Here is a 12,952-nt window from a genome sequence, read left to right as displayed (position 1 = left end):
CGACCCTGGAAAGCGTGTATGACGCCTACCGCGTGGCCTGACCCACAAAATCATCAGGCGGATGATATTGGATATAAATTCCAATATTTACTTCTATGACCAACATTTGTTTTCAAACCTGCAACTTAAAAGTTAAAAAATTATAAAAATTTTTTATTAAGAACAGTTTTAAAGTAAATAAAAAAGCACCCCTTCGGATGCTTATACTTCGTCGGCATACACATTGTCCAGACGTACGCTTTTTCCAGTTCTGCTGCTTTCATAAACAGCTTCAATAATCCGGGTAACACGAAGGGCTTGCTCTGGCTTGACAACAATTTCCGCCAGCCCGAGGCACGCTTCTGTGAAATTTTTCGCCTGCAGCACGTCCTCGCGCTCCGGGTTTGTTAAGTGAGGCTCTGTACTCATCATAGAGCCGTATTTCGACTGGTAAAGCTCAAGCGGAAAGACCTGGAGGCCGCCGTCAACCCCGGAAATGCTCAGCTCCTCTTTATCTTCTTTAATATTCGCAGCCCAGGACGATTCGAGCAGCAGCGTCATTCCATTTTCAAATGTAATATAGCCGGTCACATGATCCTCTACGGTAAAGCTTTCAGCATCAATAGCTCCCCATTCGTTAATCTGGCCGGGCGTTTTACTTAAACGGTCGTAAGTTCTTCCACTGACTTCAACCGGCCGGGGGTCATCCAGCAGCCATAGCGAAAGATCAAGCAGGTGACACCCATAATCCATCAGGCTGCCGCCGCCCTGAAGGTCTTTGTTTGTAAAAACCCCCCACCCAGGCACCTTTCGCCTTCGCATCGCCTGCAGACGTACGACAAGCGGATCGCCAATTTCGCCCTCCTGCACCATTTGTCTCGCCGTGCGGGATTCCTGCATATAACGGTAATGATAACCAATCGTTAATACCGCCCCCGAGCGTTCGGATGCTTCAATCATATCTCTGCACTCGGCAGTGGTCATTGCCATCGGTTTTTCACAAAGCACGTGGACTCCTGCATCGAGCGCCTGTACGGCAAGCTCTGCATGAAATTTGTTCGGCGTGCAGATAATTACTGCTTCTACCTGTTTGAGCAGCTCTTCCACTGTCCCACACACAGCCGGGATATCGAATGCTTCGGCAGCTCTCTCCGCTTTTTTGAAGTCTGTATCAAAAACAGCAGCTACGTGCGCGTCTTCGATCAGCTGGAAAGCAGGAATGTGCCTGCCCTGGGCAATGCCCCCTGCACCAATGATACCTATCTGCAATATATCCATTAATTCTCTTCCTCCACATCTTTACTCGAAATGGTTTCAAGCGGCTTGGCATTACCATAAACGGGCGCCGGGGTATTTTTCGGCCCAGCCCACTGAACTGCGTTTTTGATTACTGTTTGAATGTCCTGATGGTAATAGGTGGGATACGTTTCGTGGCCTGGACGGAAATAAAAAATCTTCCCCCGTCCCCGGGTGAACGTTGCCCCGCTTCGGAAAACCTCCCCGCCTTCGAACCAGCTGATAAACACGAGTTCATCCGGTGCCGGAATGTCAAAATGCTCACCATACATTTCCTCCTTCGGCATTTCGATATACTCTCCAATTCCTTCGGTTATCGGATGCCCAGGCTCCACCACCCAGAGACGCTCACGTTCATCTGCTTCCCGCCACTTTAAATCGCAGCCTGTGCCCATCAGCGTACGGAATATTTTCGACAAATGGCCGGAATGAAGCACAATCAGCCCCATGCCATCTAGTACACGTTTTTGGACACGCCGGACAATATCGTCTTCGACTTCGTCATGGGCAATGTGGCCCCACCAGAGCAGCACATCGGTATCGTTTAACACTTCCTCCGTGAGTCCATGCTCTGGTTCGTCGAGTGTAGCCGTCCGTACAACGCCCGCTTCTTCCGTTAAAAATTCAGCCAATGCTCCGTGGATCCCCTTCGGATAAACTTCGGAGACGGCGGGATTTTTCTGTTCATGCCTGTTTTCGTTCCAGATTGTAATATTCATATCGTTCCTCCTTTGGTAGTTAAGTATCTTCTGAAGGCGTTTCCAAAACCAACTAAAAATATTTGTGCCTATTATGAGTTGGGCACCTACTTCCCCTCCATAGTAATCCAAAACGTTTCGGATCGCAATCTTCAATTATTCTTTAATAAAATAGGCAAAAGCCTGAAAAGACTTTTGCCTGTTCATTACAGTCTCTGTACAGTAAACGGCGACGTTTGTGCATATATTTTTTTATAAGCCTGAAACGTTTTTTCATATATCAATGATTGATCCGGATCCGGATAAAATGTTTCGCTTTCGTTTACAAATATCTTTTTGCATTCCTCGAGCGTTGCAAACCATCCTGCGCCATAGGCTGCAAGCATTGCTGCCCCGAGCCCCGGCCCTTGTTCATGTGCCAGTCTGCGCACCGGGCAGCCAAAAGCATCGGCCTGCATCTGAAGCCAGAAGGAACTTTTTGCTCCCCCGCCGATGGACACAAGGGAATTTACCTGAAACCCCTGCTGAAGAATAATATCATGAGACTCCTTTAGCGAATACGTGATTCCTTCCATGACCGCGCGGACAATATGCCCTCTTGTATGACGGATGTCAAGCCCGATAAAGCTGCCCCTGATGCCTGCATCCATATACGGCGTCCGTTCTCCAGTTAGAAACGGGGCGAACAATAAATGATCTGCTCCTGCCGGCACCTGAGAGGCCCGTTCGACCAGTTCTTCAATCGTTTCGTCAAAAAACAGATTGTCTTTCACCCACTGCAGGCTGTTTCCGGCAGAAAGCGTGACGCCCATATAATAATACTGATCTTCCGAAGCATGGTTAAAATAATGCAGGCGTCCATCTGGCACTGCTTCCCCGTGATCCGGTACCAGGAGCACTCCGGACGTCCCAATGCTTAGAAGGCCTTCCCCGGGCTCTGTAATACCGCTTCCTAAAGCACCGCAGGCATTATCAGCGCCGCCTGCAATAACATTTACCCTGTTATGCAGTCCTGTTCGGGCTGCTGCTTCCTTCGTCAGTCTGCCGGCGCTTTCGTGTGACTCAATCAGCGGTGGGCAGAAGGAGGAGGAAAGATTAAAGCCCTCGAGCATCGCGTGGCTCCATGTTTTCCGCTTCACATCCAACAGAAGCGTGCCGGCTGCATCCGATAGCTCCATCTGCATGCTGCCCGTCAGCCGGTACCGGACATAGTCCTTTGGCAACAGGAAGGATGCTGCCCTGCTCCATACCTCCGGCTCATGCTCCTGCACCCAGAGCATTTTAGGGAGAGTAAAGCCTTCGAGAACGGTGTTCTGCGTCGCCTCAATCAACTCGTTCTCCCCGATCATACGGCGGATCATTTCGCACTGCTCCGATGTTCTTGTATCGTTCCAGAGTATGGCCGGGCGCAGCGGACGCCCGGCATCATCGAGAAGGACGAGGCCGTGCATCTGGCCGGAAAAACTGAGGCTTTCTACTTCTTCTGCTTTGATGCCTGTCTTCTCCATCAGCGCCTGAATCGATGCTTCCGTCTGCTCCACCCATTCATCAGGGTTCTGCTCGGAACGCCCTGCTGCCGGCTGTTGGACAGACAGCGATTTTGATACCGATGCTGTCACTTCGCCACTTCTATTCACAAGAAGCGATTTCACTGCGCTCGTTCCTAAATCGACTCCGATTACATAAGTCATGCCAGCACCTCTTTGCTTAAACTTTAACTGTATTGTTTGCGTTTAAAATATATTGGTTCAGTTTTGCCTTAATAAGCTCCTGTTTACCCGACTGATGTTCGATCGGCTCCTGGAGTTCAAGGGCGTAAGCTTCGAGTTCTTTAAAGCTTGTTTTCCCAGCGAGAATGTCACTTCCCACCCCTTTATCAAAGCTGCTGTATCGCTCCTCCACGATGTTTTCAAATACACGGTCTTCGATCAGCTGGGAGGCTGCTTTTAATCCATACGCGAAGGTGTCCATTCCCGCAATATGCGCGTGAAACAGGTCTTCCGGCTTATGGGACGGGCGCCGCACCTTGGCATCAAAGTTTAAGCCGCCGGTACCGAGGCCGTCGTTTTTCAGAATTTCGTACATGGCAAGTGTCGCATCGTAGATATCAGTTGGGAACTCGTCAGTGTCCCATCCGAGCAGCAGGTCGCCCTGGTTTGCGTCCACAGAGCCAAGAATGCCCATTTCTCTCGCGTAGCGGAGTTCATGTTCAAATGTATGGCCGGCAAGCGTGGCGTGGTTTGATTCAATGTTCATTTTAAAATGACTGTCGAGATCATATTTTTGCAGGAACGCGTAGGCTGTAGCAACATCAAAGTCGTACTGGTGCTTCATTGGTTCCCTCGGTTTTGGTTCAATAAGCATCTGCCCTTCAAAACCTATTTCTTTCGCATAATCCACCGCCATGTGATAGAAGCGTGCCAGGTTATCCATTTCGCGTTTCATATCAGTATTAAGCAGAGTCTCGTAGCCTTCCCGGCCGCCCCAAAACACGTAGTTCTGCGCACCCAGCTCTTTCGCCACCTCAAGCTGTTTTTTTACTTTAGCTGCGGCATAGGCATAGACGTCCGCATTGTTTGTCGTCGCTGCCCCGTGCATAAACCGGCGGTCCATAAACATATTCGCTGTATTCCACAGAAGACCAATGCCGTGTTCTTTCATATTATCCTTCAGCATCGCAGTGATCGTATCAATATTTTGATAGGTTTCTTTTAAAGAATCACCTTCCGGGGCAATGTCAATGTCATGAAACGCAAACCGGGTGATGCCCAGCTTATTCAAAAGTTCAAAGTTCGCCTCCACCCGTGCTTTCGCAAGATCCATGCCGTTGTATTTCTGATACGAACGCTCCATCGTCGGCCCGCCAAACGGATCCTCCCCGCCAAAGGTGTGCGTATGCCAGTAGGCTACTGAAAAGCGGAGCCATTCATCCATTGATTTCCCCATAACGGTCGCGTCCTTGTCATAGTGCTTAAAAGAAAAGTCATTAGCCGAATCCGGGCCCTCGAAGTTGATCGCTGGTACGTTTTGAAATGATTGCATTTTATAATTCCTCCCATTCTATGAAAATCTCTTTATTTTCAGGTGTGATCAGGTAACCATTATCTTTTTGTTTAATTTTTGCTCCCTTTGCCCAGAAGATCTTTGGACTGTTCACCCACAATACCGACCAGTCAGTATTATGTTCATTATGTGTACAAACTATTTTCATGCGGGTATTTTCTTTTAATACTTCTACATGTAACAGCGTATTATTTTCGTTGTCTTTAATTTTTCTTGTGCAAGGCTTATTTAATTCTGGCTCGTAAAGTTCAAAACAGACGTGGTCGTTATAGTCATAGTCTGGCCGCTCTTTATTACTTCCAATCGGAAGCAAGGTATGAGGACGTACATACAACGGTAACTGGAAGTAATCACAATGCTGTCTCAACCATTGTTTCCCAAGTGTTGTTTGTTTAGTGAAATAATTTGTCCACTTTCCTTCAGGTAAATAATAATCCACAGTGCCTTCTTCATTAAATACAGGAGCTACTAATAAATCATCCCCTAGCATATATTGTGTGTCTAAATACGTAGTTTCTTTTTCATCCGGAAATGTCATGTACATAGGCTGCATCATAGGGATGCCTGTTACGGACGTGTGTATGGCTTCGTTATATAAATACGGCATTAATTTGTTTTTTAACTCTGCGAAAAATTTCGTAACCTCTACCGATTCCTCATCAAACAGCCATGGGACCCGGTAAGAACTGCTGCCGTGTAAACGGCTGTGAGTAGAAAGCATTCCAAAAGCAGTCCAGCGTTTGAAAAGGTCGGCACTTGCAGTGTTTTCAAATCCCCCAATATCGTGACTCCAAAATCCAAATCCGGAAGAAGTCAGGGACAATCCTCCGCGTAAGCTTTCGGCCATGGATTCATAGGTAGCATAACAATCCCCTCCCCAGTGAACAGGGAAACGCTGTCCTCCTATGGTTGCCGACCGGGCAAACACCACCGCTTCATTTTTCCCCTTTTTTTCTTTAAGCAGAGAAAAAACCGTTTCATTGTAAATCTGTGCATAGTAGTTATGCATCCTGTCTGGGTCAGAACCATCGTAATAAGTTACGCTTTCGACTGGTATACGTTCACCGAAGTCCGTTTTAAAACTGTCTACCCCCATATCCAGCAGCTTTTCCAGCTTGCTTCGATACCATTTTTTTGCTTCTGGGTTAGTGAAATCAACGATTGCTTGTCCAGCCTGCCACAAATCCCATTGCCATACGTCGCCGTCTTTGGTTTTAATAAAGTAACCTTTTTCTTTTCCTTCTTGAAATAAAGGGGATTTTTGCGCAATGTAAGGATTAATCCACACACATATGGATAGTCCTTTATTTTTAAGTCGTTTGATCATTCCTTCTGGATCAGGAAAAAATCGTTCGTCCCACTCAAAATTACACCATTCAAATTCTTTCATCCAAAAGCAGTCAAAATGAAAGACACTTAAAGGAATGTTTCTGGATTTCATTCCATCTACAAAATGATTTACTGTTTCTTCATCATAATTCGTAGTAAATGAAGTAGTTAACCATAATCCAAAAGACCACTTCGGCGGCAAAGCTGGTTTTCCAGTCAGATCTGTATAATTTTCTATAATTTTTTTAGGCTCTGGGCCGTTAATAATGCTGTATTCTAATTCTTCACCTTCAACGCTGAATTGTGATTTGGACACTTCTTCAGAGCCTATTTCATAAGAAACGTTTTCGTAATGATTCACCAGCAAACCATATCCCCGATCTGAAACATAAAAAGGGATATTTTTATAAGCCTGCTCCGTGCTGGTGCCCCCATCTTTGTTCCATGAATCAATAGATTGTCCATTTTTCACAAAGGGAGTAAACCTTTCTCCTAAACCATAAATATGTTCACTTACACCGATGTTTAATTGTTCTCTCATATAACTTTTTCCAGAAACATGTTTGATATACGCGAGATTTTTATTTTGGCTTTCTGTTACCTTTCGTTCCTGATTAAAGTATTCTATCAGCCAACGCTGCTTGTTTAATTTCATTTTTAAATCGCCAGTCATAATCTCTAAGCATTCATCACTATCATTTACTGTTAATTCGTTACGCTTTTTTTCCATAAATTCTAATTCTGGCCGCTTTTCCAATCCTCCTAAAAAGTGTGACACTCTTACTGTGAGTACGTTACTCGTTGGAGAAGATATTTTTAATGTTAACAGCGGGCCATCCAGCGTAGCTCCTCTATCAGGGATTGGTTTACACGGAGCGTATATAATTACTTCTTCCTGCGAAATTTCATAATCAGTGATATGGTTAGGATGATACAGTTGATACCCTTCCCTGGTCAGCCAATTGCCATCCGAAAACTTCATATAAGTCCCTCCATCATTACTTAACAGCTCCGCTTGCCAAACCTTTAACCAAACGTTTTTGCAGTAAAATAAATATAATTAACACGGGAAGCGCTGAAATAGTTGCAAACGCCATCAACGAGTTCCACTCAATTCCATATCTTCCAATAGCATTATATATACCAGCTGTCAGTGGCCATAATTCCTGACTTCTGTTAAAGGTAATACTGAAAATCAGATCTCCCCAGGCAAAGAAAAAGGAAACAGCTCCACAAACAATTATGCTTGGAGTAGCGAGTGGAACGATGATTTTAATAAATGTCTGCCACTTATTGCTTCCATCGATAGTGGCTGCCTCTTCCAATTCATAAGGAATGTCCAGGAAGAATGTTCTTAAAATCAGCACAGAGAAAGGCACGCCCAATGTAGCTGCTGCTAATATCGGGCCTAAATAAGTGTTTAATATGCCCAGTTGATTAAACATAATGAACAGGGGGGTAAGAACTACAGTGGCTGGAAGCATCTGGGTTACAAGGAAAATAAGAATGAAAAAGCCAAGGCCTTTTATCTTGAACCTTGCAAGTCCATAAGCAGAAGGCACAGCCAATACCAATACTAAAATCGCCGTAGTAAAAGCTATTAAAAAGCTATTAAAAAAGTTCCTTAATACATCGTCTGCAAAAATGCTTTGGTAACTCGAAATATTCCATTCCGATGGTAAAAATGTCGGCGGCACCTGAAATATTTCGCTTTGAGTTTTAAACGAAGTGATAATCATCCAGAAAAAAGGAAACAAAAATATGAAGACGATAATCACTCCGATTATGTTTAGGAGCCATTCTTTTCTTTTACCGGTCATTGTCCTGCCTCCTTATTATCTCTATTAATCATCCATAAATATACGAGACTAATAGCAAATAAGATGATAAATAATATATTAGCTGATGCAGCACCCATACTAAATTCAAAATCATCGAATGAATAACGGTACGCAAGTGTAGATAATACTTCTGTTGAATTAATCGGCCCGCCACCGGTCATAACGAATACTAAATCAAAAACTTTAAAAGTATAGATAAAACCGAGCATCATGACTACTAGTATTACTGGCTTTAATAGCGGCAAAGTTAGATGATAAAATTTTTGGAATATATTTGCTCCGTCCAGACTGGCACTTTCATAAATTTCTTCTGGAAGACTGCTCAATCCGGTAGAAAGCAGGAGCATGTTAAAAGGAATTCCAACCCAGATATTTGTCAGTATAATCGTCCATAAAGCAATATCCGGACTTGTCAGCCATTCAATTGGTTGATTCACCAGTCCTATTGAAAGCAGGAACTGGTTCACAATTCCTCCATCAGCACCCATCATGAACCGAAACAGCAATGCGGATATTGTTAAAGGAATCAACCAGCTGACCATCATTACGCCTCTCAGAAAAGAGGCCAGTTTAAATTTCATACTAAAAAATAAAGCTAAAAGAAATCCTAATACAAACTGGAAGACAACGCTTCCGATCGTGTATACCATGGTGTTTTTCAGGGATATCCAAAAGACGTCCTGCTGGAATAGCGAAGCGTAGTTCTGCCACCCTACAAATTCTGCACCCCCGGCGTTAAAAACTGCTAAATTCACATTTTGGAAACTAAGAATTAAGTTATATATCAGGGGATATCCAATAAGCACCAGCATGTAAATTACTGCTGGAAGAACAAATAAATATCCCTGCCAATTGCTTAAAACTTTTTTCCAGATACTCTGCTTTTCTGCTTTGTTCTCATAATTCTTCGCAGTCGTATTTGCCATATTCACCTACTCCTCCTGAGTATTTTCTTCTACTTTAGCTGCCGCTTCTTCCAGGGCTTCTTCTGGAGTTTTTGAATCAGTAAACGATTCTTGTATAGCCACTTGGATAGGTGAAGAAATGCTTGGCCAATTAGGGGAAGGCCCTCTTGGTTGAGCGTTTTCTAAAATAGGGATGAACTGACTCAAATGTTTATCTTCACTCCAATTGTCACTTTCGTTTAATATATCTTCTCTTGCAGGAAAAGTGCTTGTTTCAGCTGTGAAGTCAGTTAACTGTTCAGGGTCCAAAAGCCAACTCATAAATTCCCATGCCTGCTCTTGGTTTCCTCCTTCAACTAAGGCCAGGTTTTCTCCGCCCAATGTAGAGACTGAATCTTTTCCTTCAGGTGCTGGAATAGGTGCAATGCTAAATTCTAAGTTTTCATTTTCTTCTTTTAATCTTTCTATGTTCCAGGACCCATTAACCATCATAGCCACTTCTCCAGTACCGAACTGACGTGCTAAGTCATCCTGAGTCGCATTAACAACACCGTCGTTCATGTATCCGTCCTCAATTAAATCGTCTAAAACTTCAAGTGATTCTTTCGCTTCCGTAGAATCTAAAGATTGATAGTCAGCGCCATTAGATAGCAGGAAAGGGTAGAATTGAAAGGTTGATTCTTCCGATTTAACACCAGATAAGGCCATTCCAGTTGTTTCGCCTGTGGTTAACGTTTCTGAATAACTGCTTAATTCTTTCCATGTTTCAGGTGGTTCTTCTAACCCGGCTTCCTCCAGTTTTTCTTCGTTGTAAAACAAACCTAGAGCATTACTCGCGAACGGCAAACCATAATGTTCTTCCTCGTAGACTGTCGATTTCATTGGCCCTTCCAGGAAGTTTTCCTGTTCCCCCCACTCATTTACTTCATTTGAAATATTCGCTAATACACCTTGAGAAGCCAGAGCGGCGTTATCCACTGTATCTACAAAAACCATATCCGGAAGACTGTCACCTGCTGAACCAACAGACAACTGTTTTTTGATTTCGTCAAACGGAACGTATTCAGAAGTAACAGTAACGGCATCTTGAGAATCATTATATTCCTGAACTAATTCATCAAATAGTTCTTTTTGTTTTCCGGTGAAGTAATTCCAAACTAACACTTCTCCTTCAGCTTCCGAACTCCCACCGCCGCTTTCTCCGCCGCAGCCCGCCAGAAGACCTCCCAGTAATAATGTACTAATTCCTACCATACGTTTTTTCATATTCTCTCCTTAAGTAAGTTTTGTCGTTAAACAAAGTATCTAATATATTGAAAGCGTTGTCAATGTTATTTTACCAATTTATTGATCTATAGATAAAAACAATATATAGTGTTTTTATAAGAGTATTTAATTCTATGTTTATTAAGTAAATAAAGATTCGGAAAGGCATGTGAAAGTCATGGAGAGGACAGGAGACCAGTCGCTCGTAAAGCAAATCAATAAGTCTATTGTTTTAAGCAGCATTCAAAAGCACAGCCCGATTTCACGAATTGAAATTTCAAAACAAACCGGCTTGAACAAAGCTACTGTTTCGAGTTTAGTAAGCGAACTTATTAATGAACAATTAACAAAAGAAGTAGGTGCTGGGATATCCAGCGGGGGACGGAAGCCTGTAATGCTTTACTTTAACCACACGGCGGGGTACTCTATTGGCCTGGATCTCGGGGTTAATTACATCTTAGGTGTCTTGACAGACTTACAGGGAAACATTGTACAGCAACGTGAATTCCCAATGGTGAACAAGCATTATGAAAGCATTTATCCTTTACTCCACAGCTTGATTACTGAATTAATAAAGGCTGCTCCTAAAAGTCCATTTGGCGTTGTAGGGGTAGGCATAGGGGTGCCAGGGCTAGTAGATAAAAATGGATGGGTACTTTTTGCTCCTAATTTGGGCTGGGAAAATGTTGATTTGAAAGCAAAATTAAAAAAAGAATTTCAAATACCTGTAGTTATTGAAAATGAAGCTAAGGCCGGGGCATATGGCGAAAAAATATTCGGGGCTGGGCGCGCTTCCCAGAATTTAATATATGTCAGTGTTGGCATTGGAATCGGAGCAGGTATAATAATTGAGGATAAGCTATATCAGGGGAACAACGGATTCTCGGGAGAAGTTGGACATTTTTCTATTGAAACAAACGGAAAGAAATGTCGATGCGGCAATATAGGCTGTTGGGAATTGTATAGTTCAGAAGAAACGCTTTTGAACGAAGTTTATGTCGCTTTCGGAAAAAGACTGACGCTCGAAGAGGTCATCCAACAAGCTGAAGATGGCAATGATGCTATTTTAAAAATAATCAACACTGTTGGTTTTTACCTTGGTCTCGGCCTGGTTAATATCGTCAATACCTTTAACCCAGAACAGATTGTTATAGGTAATAGACTTGCACGTTTGGAAAAGTGGCTTCACCATCCTATAGATAAAGTGCTTGATCAACGCTTGTTGTCTTATTATAAAAAACGTTTAGACATTACTTTTTCAGAATTGGGGCCGCTCTCTTCTGCTTTAGGAAGCAGTGCATTCGCATCTAACGTCTTTTTAACCCGCGATAAAGTAAGCGTTCAATAATATAATAATAAAAAAGCAAAGCCCGGATAATTGTATCCAGAGCTTTGCTTTAATACATTCATTTAAAATATTTTTCTGTAACGCTTCCAACTTTGACGAACACAGGCATTGAGTGAATCGGGGCATCAATTTTCACTTTTTTTCCGCCCTCATATACCTCTCCATCATTAATATTTCTCCAATGTTCACCCAGCGGAAAGTATGTTGTTTTCTCTCTTTGACCATGGTTAAGGATTGGAGAAACAAGAATATCGCTTCCAAACATATAGCTGTCTTCATTTTCCCAACAGTCAGGATCGTCAGGGAACTCATAAAATAGAGCTCTCATAACAGGAGCACCATTTTCGTGTGCTTCCTCCATTAACTTTCTAATGTATGGTTTTAAATTTTCTCTAATCTGCATGTATTCTTTGAATATTTCATAAGCTTCTTCGCCGTAGCTCCAAACCTCGTTGTCTGCTCCTGAAGGGCACATGCCTCCTCTTTCATTACTCAGAGGTTCCTGTTTTGGCTCACGGTCACCATGAAGGCGAAAGACCGGACAAAACGCCCCGTACTGAAACCAGCGGATAACACACTCTCTGAAGTCTGGGTCGTCAGGATTTCCACCGTGAAAACCACCTATATCTGTGGTCCACCACGGTATCCCGCTCATCCCCATGTTTAGCCCTATGGCAAACTGGTTTTGCAAAGCTTCAAAGCTCGAATCTATATCTCCTGACCAAACTAAGGCACCGTATTTTTGACTGCCTGCCCAGGCACACCTGAGCAGATTAACAATTTCCTCCTGCCCTTGCGCGTTCATCCCTTCGTAGAAGGTCTGGGCGTACCCTACCGGATAATAGTTTCCTGTCTGTACGTTTGGCCCAATGTGGTATCTGTAATTATCAAAATCATATACAGAGTACTCAGGCTCTGCTTCATCGAGCCAAAAAGTTTCTATACCTAAATCATAATAATTTTTCTTTGCTTTATTCCATACATATTCTCTGGCCGAAGGGTCGGTGGCATCGTAATATAAAGTGTTCCCCATAAAATCCATAGCAATAGGGATACCCTTTTCTACTTGAATCAAATGCCCTTCTCTCATCATTTCTTCAAAATTTTCACTTTTGGTGTCTACAGTTGGCCAAATTGAAACCATTAATTCAGGCTCAACACCAAAATATGTTCTTGAAAAATATGTGCTTGATAAAAAGAAATGAAAAAACATCTGCCCCTCTGTTA

At 43.2% G+C, this 12,952-nt stretch carries 10 protein-coding genes; 1 reads left to right on the top strand and 9 read right to left on the bottom strand.

Going from position 1 to position 12,952, the window contains the following annotated elements; all coding sequences use genetic code 11:
• Positions 1-201: 201 nt before the first annotated feature.
• From ACTTK6_RS15405 to ACTTK6_RS15370, 8 genes are all read right to left on the bottom strand, one after another.
• The gene (locus ACTTK6_RS15405) at positions 202-1,257 is read right to left on the bottom strand and encodes a Gfo/Idh/MocA family protein (RefSeq protein WP_094907828.1); all 1,056 of its coding nucleotides are present in this window, start codon (positions 1,255-1,257) and stop codon (positions 202-204) included.
• Positions 1,257-1,994 (bottom strand): ThuA domain-containing protein, encoded by a 738-nt coding sequence (locus tag ACTTK6_RS15400; protein WP_462833888.1) that lies wholly within the window; start codon positions 1,992-1,994, stop codon positions 1,257-1,259. The genes ACTTK6_RS15405 and ACTTK6_RS15400 overlap by 1 nt, the downstream gene beginning before the upstream one ends.
• A 185-nt stretch (positions 1,995-2,179) precedes the next feature.
• Positions 2,180-3,664, bottom strand: a complete 1,485-nt coding sequence (xylB, locus tag ACTTK6_RS15395) for a xylulokinase (protein ID WP_462833887.1) — start codon at positions 3,662-3,664, stop codon at positions 2,180-2,182.
• A gap of 16 nt (positions 3,665-3,680) precedes the next feature.
• Complete coding sequence (xylA, locus tag ACTTK6_RS15390; protein WP_462833886.1) at positions 3,681-5,015, bottom strand: xylose isomerase; 1,335 nt, start codon at positions 5,013-5,015, stop codon at positions 3,681-3,683.
• Between the two features lies 1 nt (position 5,016).
• The gene (gene yicI / locus ACTTK6_RS15385) at positions 5,017-7,347 is read right to left on the bottom strand and encodes an alpha-xylosidase (RefSeq protein ID WP_462833885.1); all 2,331 of its coding nucleotides are present in this window, start codon (positions 7,345-7,347) and stop codon (positions 5,017-5,019) included.
• A gap of 16 nt (positions 7,348-7,363) precedes the next feature.
• Complete coding sequence (locus ACTTK6_RS15380; RefSeq protein ID WP_462833884.1) at positions 7,364-8,185, bottom strand: carbohydrate ABC transporter permease; 822 nt, start codon at positions 8,183-8,185, stop codon at positions 7,364-7,366.
• Positions 8,182-9,132, bottom strand: coding sequence for a carbohydrate ABC transporter permease (locus ACTTK6_RS15375; RefSeq protein WP_462833883.1), 951 nt, complete (start codon positions 9,130-9,132; stop codon positions 8,182-8,184). Before ACTTK6_RS15375 ends, ACTTK6_RS15380 begins: the two co-directional genes overlap by 4 nt.
• Before the next feature lie 6 nt (positions 9,133-9,138).
• A complete protein-coding gene (locus tag ACTTK6_RS15370) occupies positions 9,139-10,377 on the bottom strand; it encodes an ABC transporter substrate-binding protein (RefSeq protein ID WP_462833882.1) in 1,239 nt (412 codons plus the stop codon).
• Positions 10,378-10,555: 178 nt separating this feature from the next.
• On the opposite strand from ACTTK6_RS15370, the gene ACTTK6_RS15365 reads away from it, so the two are divergent.
• The gene (locus ACTTK6_RS15365) at positions 10,556-11,725 is read left to right on the top strand and encodes an ROK family transcriptional regulator (RefSeq protein ID WP_462833889.1); all 1,170 of its coding nucleotides are present in this window, start codon (positions 10,556-10,558) and stop codon (positions 11,723-11,725) included.
• A 58-nt stretch (positions 11,726-11,783) separates the two neighbouring features.
• Here ACTTK6_RS15365 and ACTTK6_RS15360 read toward each other — a convergent pair.
• Positions 11,784-12,952: TIM-barrel domain-containing protein (locus ACTTK6_RS15360; RefSeq protein ID WP_462833881.1), on the bottom strand; the 1,169-nt coding region annotated here is incomplete at its 5' end.

The sequence above is a fragment of the Marinococcus salis genome (assembly GCF_054971365.1).
The sequence above is the reverse complement of the archived record's forward strand: the minus strand, read 5'-3'. Positions and strand labels throughout refer to the sequence as shown.